At 52.6% G+C, this 18,655-nt stretch carries 13 protein-coding genes; all 13 read right to left on the reverse strand.

What is annotated here, in order from left to right; translation table 11 throughout:
- Window positions 1–393: 393 nt before the first annotated feature.
- The 13 genes from HYD27_RS28845 to HYD27_RS28905 all read right to left on the reverse strand — a co-directional run bounded on the left by HYD27_RS28845 (window position 394) and on the right by HYD27_RS28905 (window position 18,654).
- Window positions 394–648, reverse strand: coding sequence for an AbrB/MazE/SpoVT family DNA-binding domain-containing protein (locus tag HYD27_RS28845; RefSeq protein ID WP_025706451.1), 255 nt, complete (start codon window positions 646–648; stop codon window positions 394–396).
- A 123-nt stretch (window positions 649–771) separates the two neighbouring features.
- Complete coding sequence (trmL, locus tag HYD27_RS28850; RefSeq protein WP_219221080.1) at window positions 772–1,236, reverse strand: tRNA (uridine(34)/cytosine(34)/5-carboxymethylaminomethyluridine(34)-2'-O)-methyltransferase TrmL; 465 nt, start codon at window positions 1,234–1,236, stop codon at window positions 772–774.
- Window positions 1,237–1,350: 114 nt separating this feature from the next.
- Window positions 1,351–2,442, reverse strand: a complete 1,092-nt coding sequence (serC, locus tag HYD27_RS28855) for a 3-phosphoserine/phosphohydroxythreonine transaminase (RefSeq protein ID WP_219221112.1) — start codon at window positions 2,440–2,442, stop codon at window positions 1,351–1,353.
- 105 nt (window positions 2,443–2,547) lie between these two features.
- Window positions 2,548–3,432 (reverse strand): hypothetical protein, encoded by an 885-nt coding sequence (locus HYD27_RS28860; RefSeq protein ID WP_219221081.1) that lies wholly within the window; start codon window positions 3,430–3,432, stop codon window positions 2,548–2,550.
- Between the two features lie 178 nt (window positions 3,433–3,610).
- Window positions 3,611–6,355, reverse strand: coding sequence for a GH36-type glycosyl hydrolase domain-containing protein (locus HYD27_RS28865; protein ID WP_219221083.1), 2,745 nt, complete (start codon window positions 6,353–6,355; stop codon window positions 3,611–3,613).
- A gap of 730 nt (window positions 6,356–7,085) precedes the next feature.
- A complete protein-coding gene (glnA, locus tag HYD27_RS28870) occupies window positions 7,086–8,510 on the reverse strand; it encodes a type I glutamate--ammonia ligase (protein ID WP_219221084.1) in 1,425 nt (474 codons plus the stop codon).
- A gap of 283 nt (window positions 8,511–8,793) precedes the next feature.
- The gene (gene aroF / locus HYD27_RS28875) at window positions 8,794–9,840 is read right to left on the reverse strand and encodes a 3-deoxy-7-phosphoheptulonate synthase (protein WP_219221085.1); all 1,047 of its coding nucleotides are present in this window, start codon (window positions 9,838–9,840) and stop codon (window positions 8,794–8,796) included.
- Between the two features lie 1,604 nt (window positions 9,841–11,444).
- The gene (locus HYD27_RS28880; protein ID WP_219221087.1) at window positions 11,445–12,401 is read right to left on the reverse strand and encodes a 4-hydroxy-3-methylbut-2-enyl diphosphate reductase; all 957 of its coding nucleotides are present in this window, start codon (window positions 12,399–12,401) and stop codon (window positions 11,445–11,447) included.
- Between the two features lie 58 nt (window positions 12,402–12,459).
- Entirely contained in the window at window positions 12,460–13,905 is a 1,446-nt protein-coding gene (locus HYD27_RS28885; protein WP_219221089.1) for a sensor histidine kinase, read from the reverse strand.
- 1 nt (window position 13,906) lies between these two features.
- Window positions 13,907–14,593, reverse strand: coding sequence for a response regulator transcription factor (locus tag HYD27_RS28890; protein ID WP_219221090.1), 687 nt, complete (start codon window positions 14,591–14,593; stop codon window positions 13,907–13,909).
- 126 nt (window positions 14,594–14,719) lie between these two features.
- Complete coding sequence (locus tag HYD27_RS28895) at window positions 14,720–16,411, reverse strand: S1C family serine protease (RefSeq protein ID WP_219221091.1); 1,692 nt, start codon at window positions 16,409–16,411, stop codon at window positions 14,720–14,722.
- 475 nt (window positions 16,412–16,886) lie between these two features.
- Window positions 16,887–17,540, reverse strand: a complete 654-nt coding sequence (locus HYD27_RS28900) for a response regulator (RefSeq protein ID WP_219221092.1) — start codon at window positions 17,538–17,540, stop codon at window positions 16,887–16,889.
- 64 nt (window positions 17,541–17,604) lie between these two features.
- On the reverse strand, window positions 17,605–18,654 hold the full coding sequence (locus HYD27_RS28905) for a sensor histidine kinase (RefSeq protein ID WP_219221093.1): 1,050 nt from the start codon (window positions 18,652–18,654) through the stop codon (window positions 17,605–17,607).
- Between the last annotated feature and the right edge of the window lies 1 nt (window position 18,655).

Genomic DNA, 18,655 nt, shown 5'->3' on the forward strand with positions numbered 1-18,655 from the left:
GCTTTTGCCTCCGGCTTCCTTCAGATTCCACCTCACGGTGGACACCCTTGCCCTTGGCTAACGGTAGGCGCTCGCCAGCCCCCGTTCGGGACTTTCACCCTAAAGATGACGCCCATGCTGGGCGTACTTAAAAAAGAGCACCGCACAGATGTGCGGCGCTCTTTTTTTGTGGAAAAGGAGAATGTAAAGGTTGCACATAATCATTCATCCTTCCACTCCCCGCGGGGACGGTTCCCTCCTTCGGGTAAGGACGGTACAGCCGTCACCGCTTGGCTGCAGCCCACTTTTCAAGGAAGCTTGGAATGGGGATTCCCGCAAGAGGGCGCCGGTTGATTGCCTTTCTTATGTACATGCTGCCTCTTGCGCACATCCGCTTGGAATGCATAGCCTCTTCTAGGCGTGTCTTGGCAATTGCGTCATTTCCGTCAGGCAATCAGCACAAATATAACGGTCTTTATATTCGCTTACGCCTTCCATCGATCCGCAAAAGACACATTTCGGACGGTAGCGCTCCAGAATGATATGGTCGCCCTGCACCAGAATTTCTACAGGATCCCCTTCATTCATTTGGTACCTTTTACGCAGGGACTTAGGCAGAACAATTCTACCCAGCTGATCTACTTTTCTAACTACGCCAGCAGGTTTCATATCTAACTTACACTCTCCTGTTCAACTAAAAATTAGTAGCTACTACTTATTTCGGCACTATTCTTCTATTTCGTTACCAAAATGTCGAATCCTGCTGAAAAAATTAAAAAATCATGTATTATTTTAGAAAAGTTGTGGAAAATCCATCTGCCGCAGCGCTTCATAGACAATAATCGCCGCCGAGTTGGACAGGTTCAGCGATCTTACCGCCTCGCTCATCGGCATGCGCATGGCGGTTTCCCTTCCGGCTTCAAGAATGTCCGCAGACAAGCCCTTGGTTTCCTTGCCGAATACAAAAAAATCTCCATCCCGGAACGTGAAATCGGTATAGCGCTTGTCCGCCTTCGTTGTTGCATAGAAAAAGCGGCCGTCCGCATACTTCTCCGGCACCTCCCCAAAGGAGTCATGATATTCAATATGCACCGCATGCCAATAATCAAGCCCGGCGCGCTTGAGCGTGGCATCGTCTGTACGAAACCCCAGCGGGCGCACCAGATGAAGGTGGGTGCCTGTAGCCGCACAGGTGCGGGCGATATTGCCGGTGTTGGCCGGAATCTCCGGTTCCACCAGTACAACGTGTAGTGCCATAACGTGTGAACTTCCTCTCTGCAGGCCGATACAGCCCGTTGATGTGTGTTATAAATCCTTATATTTGCAGAAAGCCTTCCGCCAACAGGCGGAAGGCTCAGAAATTTACATTCATTAACCTTGAGTTTGCCGGAAATGCTGCATGAAATCGGACAGCGCCTTTACGCTCTCGTAAGGGACGGCGTTGTAGATGGAAGCCCGCAAGCCTCCGACACTGCGGTGTCCCTTCAGCCCGACAAAACCTTCCTGCTCGGCTGCTTTGACAAATTGCTTCTCCAGCTCTTCCGACTGCATCCGGAACGTCACGTTCATGATGGAGCGGCTGCCTGCTTCTGCTACTCCGCGGTAGAAGCCGTCGCTGCCGTCGATGTGATCGTACAGCAGACCCGCTTTATCGCGGTTCTTGGCTTCAATGCCGGCCAGCCCGCCTTGCTCCCCAATCCATTTTAACACTTCGTTAACCATATATACAGAGAAGGACGGCGGCGTATTGTAAAGAGAGTTATTCTTCAAATGCGTATCGTAACGCAGAATCGTCGGAATGGTCGAAGGCGATTTCGCAATCAGCTCTTCCTTGACGATTACCACGGTCACACCGGAGGGTCCAAGATTCTTCTGCGCACCGGCATAGATGAGTCCGAATTGGTTCACGTCAAAGGAACGGCTCAGAATGTCACTGGACATATCCGCGATCAGCGGAATGGAACCGGAATCCGGGTACTCCGCATATTGCGTGCCTTCAATAGTCTCATTCGACGTAATGTGCAGATAAGCCGCATTGTCCGCAGCCTTGATGCTGCCCAGCTCAGGAATAGCCAGGAATTTCTTATCTTCGGAAGATGCTGCGACATGTGTGCCTCCGGTCAGCTTCGCTTCCTTGAAGGCTTTCTCCGCCCAGCTTCCTGTCATTACATAGCTGCCTACCTGGCCTTCAGAGATAAAGTTCATCGGGATCATGGCGAACTGTGTGCTTGCTCCGCCTTGAACGAACAGAACCTTATAGCCTTCGGGATTGCCAAGGAGTGAAAGCAGGCGCTCCTGCGCTTCATTATGCACGGATTCGTATATTGCCCCGCGGTGCGACATTTCCATAACGGACATTCCGCTTTCCCGGAAATCGACAAACTCCGCTTGTGCGCGTTCGAGTACTTCAAGCGGCAGTGCCGCCGGACCCGCATTAAAGTTGTAGGCTCTCTTGCTCAAAATTGCTCCCACCCTTTCTCTCCTATCAATATGGATATGGATTATGATAGCAATAATCTCCCACCCCAGCAAGTATAATTATTCACATAGGAGGTAAGCTCACGGCCTTTACAGAGTGAAAAACTGATAGCTGCGGCTCCAATGCTTGCTGTGACGCGGTAAAATGCTGATGTCCACAAAAACCTCAGGAGAAATCACATGCTTTTCACCCCACAAAGCCATCCGGCTGGCGGCAAAATCCCCGCTCTCCCGTACAACCGCTCCGCCGGGTTTATGCTGCAGCTCCCAGAAGCAGCCGGCCTCCCCCTTCTCCCAGCCCGTCAGCTTGCAGTAGAACGGACGGCCCGGCTCCTCCTTCCAGGTGAGAGTATTGCCGGATGCTGCAAGCAGCTCTGCCGTATAAGATGATTCAGGGGCCTCCACCTTCAGTCCGGCCGGAATCCGCAGTTCATAGTCCGGACCGGCGTTGGCACCGTCAATCCCCACAAAGTTATGGATATACTCTTCTGTGTGCAGCGGCTTGCCGCCTTTGTTCTCCAGCGTGTAGGAAATGTTCAGCCGGTCTCCGTCCAGTGTAATTTTCTTGGTCAAAAGCATACTGTAGCCGCGGCATTCCATCGGCTGAACCCTGTAAATGACCGCTTGTGCGCTGCGCTCCTCTTCAACTGTGAACGGTATCAGCGGATAGCTGCCAAAAAAATCATAAGGCCCGTCGTCCTGCTTCTGCAGCAGTCCAACCCCCGGCTTCGGAAACCACTCCCCGGCTGCCGCCTCCTCATAGCCAATTGCCCGGGAAATGCCGAACTCATTGCAGAATCCCATACCTCCGCTGCCCTGGCCGGGAACCAGACTTTCCGGCACGCCAAACGTATGTTGTCCCTGTACTAAAGTTACTCCCGTAATAAATCCGGTCCAATCAAAACGGGTGCCGCTATACTCCCCGATATCGGCTATATCTACCTGGAGAATGCCATTTGAGAGACTGTAAGCCATGTTCAATCGTTCCTTTCCATATCTTGTTCTTATGTTCTACAAGCTTATTTAACCATCTCTGCCTCTAAAGTGCATCTAATCCCGGCAGCCTCGGCTGCGAATTGTCTGAATCCCTGTGAAAAAGCGCCCGCTGCCGCAAAATCCGGCGAATCAGGCGCTCTTATTATTGGGGCTGCTGTTATGCCAATTCTACTTCCAGGAGATGAGATTTCCCTTCCGGCAGAGCTGCCAGCAGGCTGCGCGGAATCAGGACACCCTCTGAGACGCGCTGAAGCGTCACCCCGGCACCGTCAAGCTTAACCGAGCGTATTTGATACTCCCCGTATTCGGCGCCGCTTGTGGACGTGTATACGACCTCCAGCACGCGTTCAGCGAAGATTGTCTTGACCGATGCTTGCCCTTCCTTGCCGAATTGCTCCTTCATCAGCTTAGGCTGGAGCAGCAGATCGCCCAGCTTGCCTTTGACTCCGAATACTTCAGTCACCATAGTCAGCAGCATCCAGCTGGCGGAGCCGGTCAAATACGTATACATGCCTCTGCCCTGCTCATTGATGTACTCCGGTATGCCCGGATACATCCGGCTCAGTTCAAAATCAGCGCTTAAGCTGTACAGGGAATCCAGCACCTTGCGGCCTTCTTTTACATAGCCGCGCTTATACAGTGCGTTGCCGTACATCACGGTCATATGGCTGAACATGGCTCCATTCTCTTTATGCCCAAAGGCAAATCCGAATGCGCGGCCCAGATTCTGCTGAATGCCGCCAAAGTTCGAATTCAGGCGGTACCCGATTTTCTCATCCAAAAGATTGCGCTCCACCGCCGCGATAATCTGCGGAATCTGCTCGGGAGCGGCGGCATGTCCCATGAGCGGGAACACCTGGCCTGTCAGCGTCATGCGGACGCCGCCTGCTGTTTCCCCTTCTACGCGTTCCCCGTCATTATTGTAATAGCCGTTGAACCAGCCGTCTCCTTGCCCGCTCTGCACCCATTCATTCCGGCGCAGATGCTCAAAGATCCACTCTGCTTTTTGTGCCAGATCATCCGCGACCCTGTCCAGTTCAAGCACCGCGCGGACGCCGCTTACCTTATTCGGCGCAGCGGCATAATAACGGTCCAGCAGATTCAGCTTTGCAGATACGGACTCATAGTCCACCTTGTCATGCAGGGAATCCAGCAGCAGCGTCATTTCTTCCGCCAGATCCAGCGTTGCAAGGCCTTTGCGCTCCTTCAGTGTGCGCAGCAAACGGGAGAGATCCAGCAGGTTGCTGGCATAGAATGCGGTGAAGGTTACACTTTCGCCGCGCTGTGCGGCCATGTCCAGACCGTCATTCCAGTCTGCGCCTTCCAGCAGGATATTGTTATGTTCACCCACGTTGAAGAACGGAACCAGATTCTGCAGCAGAATATGCTCCAGAATCGTTCCCGAATATTGCGCTCCATCCGGGGCCTGAAGCGCGCTGCCTGCGGAGGCATCCCAGGAAGCATCCCGTTCCCGGCAGCGGGCCATGAAGGAATCGCGGAAGTAGCTCTGCCGCTCCAGCAGAAAGTCCAGGTCTCCGCTCTGATCCAAATACAGCATGGTTGTCAGGAACGGCCACGCTCCATGGTCCATCCACACGCGCGGAATATTGTTGCGGTCGGCGATGAACTCACCCGGCTGCTGGCCGATAATCGTCGCATTGCTGCCGTCGATTCGGACACCGGCATAGTTATTCAGCAGCAGACTGCGCACATCCGCCGGCTCCATAATAAGCAAGGCCAGACAATCCTGCCAGAGATCCCGCCAGCCCCTTCCGCCGCGCCCGTAGTCGTGATACGGCAAAAAGGAATTGCCGTAAAGTCTGCGGAGCACCGGCTGCAGCGTGACCCATTTCATCCACTGGTCCCAAGCCGGATCACTGGTATGAAACTCCACCGTGTTCACCTTATCCGCCCAGAAGGTTTTATTCTCCTGAAGCAATGCGTCGAACGCGCTGACTGAGCCGTATTTGCCCATAAGCGCAGGAATGTCGATCCTGTCGCTGCCGATTGCCAGCGCAAGCACATAAGAGCAGCTGCGGCCCGGCTGCAAAGACACAGCGGCAAACCGCAGCCCGCCAAGCGCTTCGTAGCCGTCCTTCTGCACACCGCCGCCTTCTCCGATGCGCGGCTCCAGATTCAGCACTACAGCTTCCGGCCAATCCAGACTTCCGCCTTCGCCGATGAATTCCTCCTGTACCGGAAAGAAACCGGCAGGCAGCTCCCCATTTTCCCCGGCGCCAAAAACACCATAAGAGGTGTGATTCACCCTGTGCCCCCGCTCATCAAAGGAAAGCGCCGGCTGTACTTCAACACCATGTGCAGAGATATAAATCCGGTTCAGCAGAGAGGTGACATGCCGGTGGTCCCGCAGATCGTCCGCCGAACGCGCATACAGCGGAACCGCCGCTGTCGGCGTAATGGTTAATTCCTCTGCCGAGGTGTTGGTGAGTACGACCTTCATAAGCTCTACTTTATCGTTTCCGGCAGGCACATAGCTGGTGATTTCCGCCCGGATGCCCAACTCCCGGCTCTCGCGGGTTACGCGGTGCCACAATAGTCCGGCTTCCAATATCGAACCGTCAGCGCTGTCTTCATACATTACGGCATTCTGCCGGGCCGAGTTCCCCGCTGCGGACCAAGCGCCCTTTCCCGCCACATGCACCCAGAAGTTGCGGGAAGCGCGGGAGTTATGCAAATCCTCAACGGACAATGGCGGTGTGAGAAATGTATTGTGCCCGGAAGTGACCTGACCGTGAAGAGTCGGGCTGATGGAAGACATCATGCCCCCCTCATTCACCAGCGGGAAGTATAAATAACTGCTCCGGTCCGGCTGCTTAAGACTGAAATCCCCATTATCCCCCGTAAAGATCCATCCTGTTTTCTTTTGATCCACTGAACTCATCCTCTCTATCACTCCTAAGCATGCTGGCTTGATCTGCCCGAGCAAGCAGAAACTAGGCACCGTTCTACCAGATAAAGCAATCCACGTTCCTGAAAAATAAGGATGCTGCGTTCCAATAAATAAAACCTTTTATTATTCAGAAACCGGTTTCGATTTTATTATCACACCGTTAAATATCTTTGTAAAGATTTTTCTTAAACACTAAATACATTCCTTCAAAATGCGGTAAATACGCCATACTAAAGCTATTTTTATTTTCCATTATTACCGAAACCATTTTCGTAAATAGTTATTTTTAAGAGTGTTTTTTGCCTAATATCCAGGGATTTTCTTCTAATTAAAGTCTTAAAAAGACGCTTATCACCGTTAAGAAAGCGCTGTCCAAAATTATCAGCTTAAATACGAACTGGTTTTACATTATTCAGACGAAATTTTTCGCAAGTGCCAAACCTGTTTTCTCTATTACCCGGCTGATTCCTGAAGGCTCCTGACGCGCCCGCTGTCCCGCTAGAGCTTCCGCTTCATAAATGTACCACTGTACCGCTGTAAAGCCGCTAGAGGGGCGTACAGACCCTCTGGCGCCGGCTTTATCTCTTCTATTAACTCCCCGGCGGCTCTCCGGCCATTACAGCACGCCTACATCGCCTTTGCATCGTTACTCATCTTTTTGAACGGCAAAAAGAAGCCCCCGGTTTCCCGGAGGCTTCTTAATTCGTATGGTTAGGCAATCTTATACATCAAAGTACAGGGAGTATTCATGCGGATGAACACGAATGGCAACCGCTTGAGCTTCAGAACGTTTCAGAGCGATGTAGTTATCAATGAAGTCCTTAGTGAATACGCCGCCTTCTGTAAGGAATTCGTAATCAGCTTCCAGGGAATCCAACGCTTCGTCCAGGGTGCCTGGAACACTGCGGATTTTCTCCTTGTCTTCATCGGACAATTCGTAGATGTTCTTGTCCAGAGGACCATAACCCAGTTCAATAGGGTTGATCTTCTTCTTGATTCCGTCCAGACCAGCCATCAGCATTGCCGAGAAGGCCAGATATGGGTTAGCTGTGGAGTCCGGTGTACGGAACTCAATGCGACAGCCCTTAGGCGTCACAGCAGCTACCGGGATACGAACTGCAGCGGAACGGTTGCCCTTGGAGAATACCAGGTTAACCGGTGCTTCGTAACCGGGAACCAGACGTTTGAACGAGTTGGTGCTTGGGTTAGTCAGCGCGATCAGTGCCGGAGCATGATACAGGATGCCGCCGATGTAGTTCAAAGCCAATTCGCTCAGGTTGGCATAGGCGCCTTTTTCGTAGAACAAAGGAGCGTCGCCGTTGAAAATGGACTGGTGAACGTGCATACCGCTGCCATTGTCGCCGAACAGCGGTTTTGGCATGAAGGTTGCCACTTTGCCGTATTGGCGTGCAGTGTTCTGCACAATGTATTTGTATGTCAGGAGATTGTCGGCTGTTTTCTTCAGGGTGTCAAAACGGAAGTTGATTTCCGCCTGGCCTGCAGTTGCCACTTCATGGTGATGGCGTTCGATTTCCAGGCCCGCTTCACCAAGCAAACGGCACATTTCACTGCGGATGTCCTGCTGGGAATCCACAGGTGCTACCGGAACATAACCGCCTTTAATTCCTACTTTGAATCCCAGGTTGCCGCCTTCGTCCTTGCGGTTGGTATTCCATACCGCTTCTTCGGAATCTACGAAGTAGGACGAGCTGTTCATGCCGCTCTCGTAACGCACATCGTCAAAGATGAAGAATTCGGATTCAGGTGCGAAGAATGCTGCTGTACCTACACCGCTGGCTTGCAGGTATTCTTCAGCTTTTACTGCGATACCGCGCGGGTCGCGCTCGTAACGGTCGCCATCAGGTGTGAAAATATCGCACATGATGTTAAGCGTTGGGTGAGCTGTAAAAGGATCGATGTATGTAGTGCTCGGATCAGGCATCATTACCATGTCCGATTCCTCAATACCGCGGAATCCTGTAATGGAAGAGCCGTCAAATGCAACACCATTCTCAAATGTTTCTTCTTCAACCGCAGAAGCAGGCAACGTGATATGGTGGGCACGTCCACCCAAATCTACAAAACGAAAATCCACCCATTCGATATTGTTCTCCTTGATCGTCTGCAACACTTTTTCAACCGACATGAATTTATTCCTCCCCAAGTTCCGAACATTAGGCCGCTCACAGTATCAAATGTTCTTGTTTTTAATTTTTTTGCTGTCGTCATTATAAATCTCAAACCTAACATCGTCAATGCTTATGTCAGGTATTTCTTGAGACAATGTAAGATATTCTGACGCTTTGGTGAAAATCACACTGCTTGTCCAATCACATGTCACATTCACTCCGGCACGCGCAAAAACAGCCCTCCTTCCCCGCCCGGAAGCGGGATAGAGGACTGCTGCAAGCCTTATTTCTGCACTGTTCCTAGAGCGCAGGGGCCGCCTCAAGCGAATCGGAAAACTTGCGTCCGACAAGCGGTGCCAGCTTCTCCAAATCTCTCAGAAGCTTGTCAAACTGCTCAGGGAACAAGGACTGCACACCGTCTCCCGTCATGGAGTTGTCCGGATCGGTATGCATCTCGATAATCAGCCCGTTGGCTCCCGCAGCAACCGAAGCCTTGGCCATCGGCTCAACCAGCTCACGGCGCCCCGTTCCATGGCTCGGATCGGAAATAACCGGAAGATGGCTCAGGTTCTGGAGTACCGGAATCGCAGACAGGTCAAGCGTGTTACGGGTGTAGGTTTCAAACGTGCGGATGCCGCGTTCGCACAGCATAACATCGCGGTTGCCGCCGGCCAGAATGTATTCCGCCGCATTAAGCAGCTCATCGTAAGTCGCACTGAAGCCGCGTTTGAGCAGCACAGGGCGTCCGCAGGTTCCCAGCTTGCGCAGCAGGTCAAAGTTCTGCATATTGCGTGTGCCCACTTGAAGGATATCCGCATGCTCTGCACAAATATCAACATACTCCGGTGTCATAACCTCTGTAATCGTCAGCAGGCCGTGGCGTTTGCCGGCTTCCGCCATCATCGTAAGTCCTTCCACACCTACGCCCTGGAAGCTGTAAGGACCGGTCCGGGGCTTGAAGGCTCCGCCGCGCAGCACCTGGCCGCCGGAGGCTTTGACCAGACGGGCGATCTCGTCGATCTGCTCAGGGGACTCCACGGCGCAGGGACCGCCCATGATGACAAGATTCTCGCCGCCGATCTTGACGCCGCGGATATCAATAACCGTATCCTCCGGATGGAAGTCACGGCTGGCCAGCTTGTAGGACTTGGAGATTTTGACTACGTTATCCACGCCCTTCATCTGGCGCAGATGCTCGGCCAGCTTCGGAGTGACTCCGCCTATCAGGCCGATTACGGTATGGTCCGCTCCGCGCGAGAGATGGACCTGCAGGCCTTCCTTCTCAATAACGGCGATAATCTCGCTCACCTGCTCCTGCGGTGTTTGATTAGATGTAATGACGATCATATTATAGCTCCCCTTTTGGACAAATATTCTTAAGCTGGCATTAAAGACAATAAATATACTATTTCGCTACGACGCGTGTACGCTTTTAAGCGCTAAAGCAATTTTAACTCATCCGTCCTTATTAGTCAATCTGTAATCGTCTGAATTTGAGTGCACTGTGTCCATATTATGGCGGATTCCCTGCAATTCCCTCAGGGAACTTCTGGATGCATTCCCGAATCTGCCCAGAACAAAACGGCTATGCCGTCCTTCATCGGGCAGCGCAGCTGTTTGCATTTCAGGTGTGAGGCCGGCTGCGGCTCCCTGGCTCTCCGGTTCCCCGGCCGGCTGAAGCTCTTCCTCCCCGATCCTCCAGACCTTCCTGCTCAGACCCGGCGGCTACGCCCAGTGGAAAAAGTCAGACTGTTGAGAAACCCGATTTTTAATGATTTCCGATTAGAAAACACCTTATAAATGAAAGGTTTATGATTCCGGCCTCCTCAAAAAAGCTACTTTCTCAACAGTCTGAAAAAGGAAACGTAATCCCCACTTTCCCTTTTTCCCTTGGATTAGCGGGAAAAAGGCTCCCTAATCGATCCGTTTCTCTCTCTTGCAGAGGAATACGCCTACATTAAGATGAACCTGAAACATTCATCCAAAGGGCAGCCATTTTAGTGGTAAAAAGGATAACTAATCCACCGCATTCCGATCCTGGATCATCCCTAGTGGGAAAAAGTACAATTAATCCGGCTGAAATCAGCCATTTGGAGGGAGTGGGCCTCTATTAAGTGTACAAAATCCCACTAAAGCCCGTTCAAGCCAGAATTCCAGCCCATTAGTGTTACTTTTTACACTTCGCTTCCGTTCCCTATGAACCTCCTTGCGTTCCATCAGCGTGTTCAGGTTCGCCGGTTCCATTCCTGTACATTCAATTGCCTTTTTGGCTCAACACCAAAATCAGCGGTTGACGATGTGAATGAAGTCCGCTGCGGGTTCAGAGGGTTCTTCCGGCCGCTGCTAAAGCCCGGTTTCCGGATTGGAATAAGACTACTGGTTGAAACCGGTCTTTAAAGGCGAACACTATCGTTTCTCCGGAATTCCTCTGACCCTCCGCTATGTCCGCACTTAGTGCCGGCCCCTACTTTTTAGATGGAGCCAGCTTCCCACGATTCCTTTAAGACCTTTCCGTCCGTGTAAGTGTACTAATCCTTACGAATTCCACTTTACTCCATTCCACTTCACGTCCCTGCCCCGGTAGCGGCCTCGGGTGGACCCGCTATATTCCCGCTTCCTCCTGCAAAACATAGAACCCGCAGACTCCGCACCCTTCAGCACGGCTCAGCAGACTCTGCACAACCCAGCAACCCAGCAACTCTGCACAACTCAGCACAACTCAGTACGACTCTGCACGACTCTGCACCATTCAGCACACAACCCAGCAACCCAGCAGACTCCGCACCCTTCAGCACGATTAAGACGCACTATAATTTCCCCCTAACTTCATACCTGCCTTATCCACAATTGACGAGAAGCATAATTTCCCAAACGATAAAAAAGCACGCAGGTCCCTTAACCTGGAACATGCGCGCTCTGTAATGTTGTTATAAGTCCGCCAGCTGTATTTCTCAGGTAGTGCTTGCACTCTTATTCTTCACCGGCGGCAGCAGCTTCGCCATGTTCACAGTACGCCTGATTTCCCAGGTCTCGGGAAGTGCAGGGTCATACTGCTCCAGGTAGCTGATCACTTCCTTCGTAATCGGCGTAGGCGTAGACGCGCCTGAAGTTACACCTACCTTGGTGATTCCCTGCAGCCATTCCGTCTTCAGCTCGGACAAATCGGAAATCCGGTGTGCAGGCACACCGGCAATCTCCTCCGACACCTGGGCCAGGCGGTTGGAATTGTTGCTGCGCGGATCGCCGACTACGATGACCAGCTCACACTGTCCGGCCTGCTCCGCCACAGCCTCCTGGCGGACCTGGGTAGCCATGCAGATCTCGTTATGCACCTCTGCTCCGGGAAAGGTCTCCAGCAGCTTCTTCATAATATGCTTGATGTCCCACTGGCTCATGGTGGTCTGGTTTGTAATCACAATGCGCGAAGAAGAAATCGACAAGCCGGATATCTCCTCTTCCTTCTCTATCAGATGGACATGCTCCGGCGCAATGCCGACGGCGCCTTCCGGCTCGGGATGTCCCTTCTTGCCGATATAGATAACCTCGTAGCCTTCGTCAACCTTCTCCTTGATAAGATCATGCGTCTTCGTCACATCCGGGCAGGTGGCATCGACCGTGGTCAGGCCCTTGGCGCGGGCCAGGCGGCGCACCTCGGGCGAAACGCCATGAGCGGTAAAAATCACCGTCCCGCTATCCACCTTATCCAAAATATCAAGACGGTTATGGCCGTCGAGCGTGATAATGCCATCGTCCTCAAACGAATGGGTGACATGGCTGTTGTGCACAATCATGCCCAGTATATAAATCGGCCGGGGCAAATCAAGGTTCTGCGCGGCCTGCCGTGCCATCACCATGGCATCGACGACGCCATAGCAATAGCCCCGGGGAGAAATTTTGATGACTTCCATGAATTCACCGGCTTTCTGCTGTCATTGACTGCTGTAATAGAACCGGTCTAATTATACCCTATTCCAGCGGCGGAGCAAAGAGAAGGGGCAGCCAGATGACAAATGTCGTGCCCTCGCCCTGGCGCGTAACCACCTCAACCGAGCCGCCATGCTCATCAATAATCCATTTGGCAATCGACAAGCCAAGACCGATTCCCTCTGTAATTCCCCGCGATTCATCCGCTCGGTAGAAACGGTCAAAGATATGGGGAACCTCATCCTTATCCATTCCGATTCCGGTGTCGGCAATGCGGATACCTACCTGATTCTGATAAAAAACAGCGTCCAGCGTAACCTTGCCCTCAGGAGTGTACTTGAAGGCATTATCAATGAAAATGAACATCATCTGCTGCAAATAATCCTTGTTGCCGACAATATATTTTCCGTTCAGCTGGCTGAGGTCCCCAACGGACCATTCGGCCTGCCGCGGCAGGAAAGACGCCCGGCGGGCCACTTCGGTCATCATCGGCTCCAGCGCTACCGGTTCTATATCGAACGTCCGACCGGTATCGGCCCGGGCGAGCGACAGCATATCCGCCACAAGGCGGCTCATGCGTTTGGATTCATCGGCGATATCCTTCACCGATTCAATCGAGAGCTGGCGGATTTCCGCTTCCGTCATCCGGCTTTCATCCGGCTCCAGCTCCCATATCTTTTGCAGCAAATCGATATTCCCGCGTATCGTGGTGAGCGGTGTCCGCAGCTCATGCGAGGCATCGGACACAAAGCGGCGCTGAGTGGCATAGGAATCCTCCAGCTCCTTATAAAAGCCTTCCATCCGCCCAAGCATGCTGTTGACCGTCTGAATCAGCCGTCCGATCTCATCCTGCGGCCCGTCATATACAATACGCGAGCTGAGATCGGTTCCTGTCTGAATCCCGTTTGCCGCCTCAATGACTTTGTCGATAGGACTCATCGCCTTGCGTGCCAGGAACAGACCGAAAGTGAAGGCAGCGATCAGAGTGGCGAAGGAGCCGACAAGAAGAATGTTTTTCAGATTCAGCATCAGCCGGTCCTGCTCGCCCGTGTATGCGGCCACCTGAAGCACGGCAGGAAGTGTCCCCCCGGTTGCCGCAACATCAATCGATATCTGATAGATCAGAAAAGGATTGCCCTCGTAGTTCGCCTTAATAAATCCCTGCTGATTCTTAACAGCATCCTGTGCAGGTATTTTAAATTCAAGCTGGATACTCTCCATATTAATACTGGATATCAGTCTTTCAATGTCATATATATACATTTGCGCGAACAGATTCTGCCCTTCGGGACCGCCAAGCACGAGCTTCAAATTGCCATCGCTCCAGGCCTGGCCAAGCACCACCTTGTTCGACTGCTCTTTCAGCCGTTCCTTCAAATCGCCATAAGTATTAATATAGACAAACCCGTAAATTGCGGCTGATAAGGCCAGCAGCATAACGGCCAAAATCCCTGAATACCAGGCAGTAAGCCGCAATCGTATCGACATATTAGTCACCTCTTAGGATGTAACCGGCTCCCCGGATCGTCTGAATCAGTCTTTTGCCGCCGTGCTCTTCAGTTTTCTGGCGCAGCATGGCGATATACACTTCGAGCACATTGGATTCCCCGCTGTAATCATAGCCCCAGATCTTATCCATGATCAGATCGCGGGACAGCACCCGTTTCGGATTCTGCATGAACAGGTGCAGCAGCTCGAATTCCTTCGCTGTCAGCTCCAGACGTTTGCCTCCCCGGGTAACCTCGCGCGAATCCACATCCAGCGTGATGTCCTCATAGGATACCGCCTGGTCCGAGCCGCCCCCCTGCTCGCTTTTACGGCGCAGCAATGCACGGACACGGGCAAGCAGCTCCTCCAGCGCAAACGGCTTCACGAGGTAATCATCGGCCCCAAGATCCAAGCCCTTTACCCGGTGCTCAATTTCATCCTTGGCCGTAAGCATAAGCACGGGAACCGTGCTGCCGCCCTCGCGCAGACGCCGGCAGACCTCGAATCCGTCCACCTGGGGCATCATGACATCCAGAACAACCACATCCGGATCACTGTTCAGTACTGCGCGCAGGCCATCGGCCCCATTCGTGGCCGTTTTCACATCATACCCCTCAAAAGCAAGACCCCGGCGCAGCATGGAAATAATCTTTTCATCGTCATCAATAATTAAAATATTCGGTCGCATCAAACAGCCCCCATTGTCCAAAAAATCGTATATGTCTATTGTACCATGATTGCCGGAATTAGCAGCCTGTGCAGCAAAAGCGGAAGGGTTTCCCCTTCCGCTGTACACCCCACCGTCCGGTGTCTTTTACTGCTGCTGAGTTTGAGTGGTGTTGAAGTCATTTTTATTGCCGATGGTTACGGGAAGCTCAAGCGTTTTGCCGTCACGGACGACGTTGAGCGTGATTTGGTCACCGACCTTCAGTGTTTGAATGTAGGTAATCAAATCCTGGCTGGTGGCATAATTCGTGCCGTTCACGCCAGTAATGATATCGTAAGGGCGCAGGTCGGCGGTATAGGCCGGCGATTTGAAGATAATTTCGGCTACGACAGAGCCTTCTTTAATATCCGTACCCATCTGTCTGGCTACCTCATCGGTAATGGTCATAAGCGAAGCACCAATGAATGGAACCGGTTCTTTGGGAATTTCCTCATTGGCTTCGAGTTTGTCGACAACCTCTTTAATGGTATTTACCGCAATGGCGAAACCAATACCCTGAGAATCCGTGCTTACAGCCACATTCATCCCGATGACCTGGCCATTCAGGTTAAGCAGCGGACCACCGGAGTTGCCGGGGTTGATGGAAGCATCCGTCTGCAGCAGATTTTTGTAATTGCGGGTGCCGCTTCCGTCTTCTTCATTAATATCAATGCTGCGGTCTTTTGCGCTGAGCACACCGGCTGTAACCGTATGATCGAAGCCCTGCGGGTTACCGATAGCCACGACTTCGGAACCCACCTTGATGCTGTCAGAATCTCCAAGCTCTACAGTCGGGAAGTCGCTGCCTTCAATTTTCAGAACAGCCAGGTCGAGGTCCTTGCTGGTACCCAGCAATTTGGCTTCATAGGGCTTCGTGTTGCCGTCGACCGTAACCTGAATCACGTCAGCGTCCTCAACAACATGCTGGTTGGTCAGGATATAGCCTGCCGAATCATAGATGAACCCTGTTCCGATCCCATAAGGGGTAAGCTGGGAAGAATCCGTGCCTGAATCGGAATTTGAATTCGAGCCTGAGCCTGAGCCGGAAGAGCCGTTGCTGCCAAACTGGTCACCGAAGAAAAATTGTGAGAACGGATCGCTCAGATTCGGATTGGAGCTTCTGCCTGAGCTTGTTTTCACCAGCGTTTCAATTTTGACGACTGCCGGACCTACCGCATCCACCACGTTTGAAGCATCCGTTGTGCCTGTAAGCAGCGTCGTCGTTGAAGTTGAAGGCGTGACATCCGCACTGCCGTTCGCAGTCTTGGCCGCAGTGTTGGATACAGCCGCTGTAGTTACCGGGTCACCTGTGAACCAGTTCCCGCGGTCCGCCATGAACATGGAGCCTGAGAGGACGACCATCCCGGCCAGAAAAGAGACCAAAACCGCCTTCACCGGCTTCTTCGGCTTGCGGTTATATTGCCAGCCGTTGCCGCCGTCCGGTCCGTTGCCTCCATTGCCGCCCTGTCCGCCGTTTCCGTCATATCCTGTTGTCCGCAGCGAAGTGCTGTACGGCACCGGTTTTACCGGCTGCGGCGGCGTAACCTCTACACGTTCCGGTTCCCGGCCGTTATAAGGCTGCGGGGCATCCGTATTCGCCTCGTCCTTGTTCAGCGATTTGAAAGGTCCGTATGAATAATAGTAGGATGAGCCTGATTCAGCAGATTCATTATGAGCGCTGTCAGCATCATTGCTGTTCAAATTGCTGTTGCTATTGTTATCCCATTCCCGCTCCGATGACGGTTCATTATTACGATTAAAGTTGCTTTCACGGTCATAGCTGTTTTTGTTATCGTCCATGTTTTCTTTCCTCCCGCACCTTGCACTACCCGGCAAGGGTTAATTTGTTTTCTTGATCTTATTTTGTACTTTAAACCTTAAGGTCACATTAAAAACAATTTAAGCGGAGATAAAAGATGTAAGCAGGATCGGGGAACCGTGTGTCAGGCTGCATGCTGCTAAACTTGTGTTCCTGCGGATGGAACGGCCGGAAAATTCCCCGCTCCCGCACGGTTCAAGGCAAATAACCCGGGCGCACAAAACACGCCGGGCCAGAACCATATCCTATAACATCACTAACTTCCATTTTATAATTCCGATTCGAAACTCCGTCAAATGAAGGTTTGGTGTGTTCTATTGCACTTACTGCAGCAGATTTCTCCAAAATCGACCGAAAGACTGAAGCTGTTGCACAAAGCACAATTATGTAATAAATCCTCTATTGTTATCGGACAGACTGCTTCAGACTTTAAGCTTCGGTCTGGCCAACCGGACTTTATCCCTGCGCCCAGCCCTTGCGGTGGGCGTAAATCGCCAGTTGGGTACGGTCATCCAGCTCGCATTTCATCAGCAGGTTGCTGACGTGGGTCTTAACGGTTTTGATGCTGATATGCAGCTCCTCGCCGATGTCCTTGTTCGTCTTGCCCTCGGCTATAAGCAGCAGGACTTCCTTCTCGCGTTCGGTCAGGCCCGAGGAATCCCCCTGTACGGTTCGCTGGCGGATGCCCCGGGTAAGGGCCTGGGATACATCGCCGGTCATCACCGGCATGCCGCGGAATGCGCCTTGCAGCGCGTAGATCAATTCCTCGGCGGAGACGGTTTTGAGCACGTAGCTGACTGCGCCGGCTTCAATGGCATCCACGACCAGGTCATCCTCCAGGAAGCTGGTGAGAATGACGATTTTGAGACCCGGATATTCGGCCAGTACAGCCCTCGTGGTCTCTGCCCCGTTCATTACAGGCATCATCAGGTCCATCAGCACCAGATCCGGCAGCGCCTCCGGCCCCCAGCTGCGGAGCATGTTCAACGCTTCCTGCCCATTCGCCGCCTCTCCGGTCACCTCAAACATCGGGTCCAGCATCAGGTACGTTTTGAGGCCCATCCGAACCATATCATGGTCATCCACAAGCAGAACCTTAATGATACTCATGTTCAGTCCTCCTAAAAGTTTTGTTGCTCCCTGCCGGCTCTCCGGTCACTTTTTCACCACTCTTCTAAGCAAAGCCGGCATTCTCCGGCTCCGGGCTGCCCTGCACAAATTTGGGTATATGTACACGAATCGTCGTGCCCGCTCCCTTGCGGCTGATGATCTCCACTTGGCCGCCGAGCTTCTCAGCGCGCTCCCGCATGGTAGTGAGCCCGTACGAGCCCTGCTTGTGCTGCACATGCTCGAAGCCCTGCCCGTCATCGCTGATGCTCAGCACGACCTGTCTTGGAACTTCGCGCAGCGACAGGCTGACCATCCGCGCGTCCGCATGCTTGACGATATTCGCCATGGATTCCTGAATAATCAGGAACAGCTGATGCTCAATGGCTTCGGATAGTTCCCCCTGCAGCTCAAGCTCCTTCACGCCCTTCAGCCCGTTCTGCCGGCAATAATCCGGGAACCATTTCTCCAGCGCCTCGAAGAGATTCCGCCCCTCCAGCTCCACTGGACGCAGCTGGGCAATCAGCGCCCTCATCTGCTTTTGCGCCATTTGCGACATGGTAATCAGCTGATCCATCACGGTCTTGCCATGCTCCTCGCTGCGCTCCAGCACTTTAGGCAGCGAAGAAGCAGACATATGAATCGCAAAAAGCTGCTGGCTCACCGTATCATGCAAATCCCGGGCCATACGCCTCCGCTCTTCAAGCACCGCGCTCTCCGCCGCCTTTTCCTTCTCGATCACTTCCTGCTCCCCCAAACGCTGCAGCAGCTGCATCTTATTCTCCACAGTGTCCATCATCATATTGAACTCATAGTACACTCTGGCAAAAGACTGGTCATCGCTCTCCGGCATCCGGACCGAAAGATTCCCTTTGGCCACCTGCAGCATATTCAGGTCCAGATGGTCAATCCGCCGCTGAATCCGCTGTCCGGCCATATAACCGATGACCGCTGTGAACAGCACAATTCCCAGGCAGAGATACAGCCACATGCGGTAATCCTGAACCTCGATATAGCCCAGGCATGTCCCGGCATACATAAGTCCGGCGGTTACACCCCCACTGAGCAGAAAATATACCAGCAGCATCCATTTGGTATTGCTTAATAATTTCCCCATG

Origin of the sequence: Paenibacillus sp. S150 (assembly GCF_019352175.1) — a bacterium.
GTDB lineage: Bacteria > Bacillota > Bacilli > Paenibacillales > Paenibacillaceae > Paenibacillus_AQ.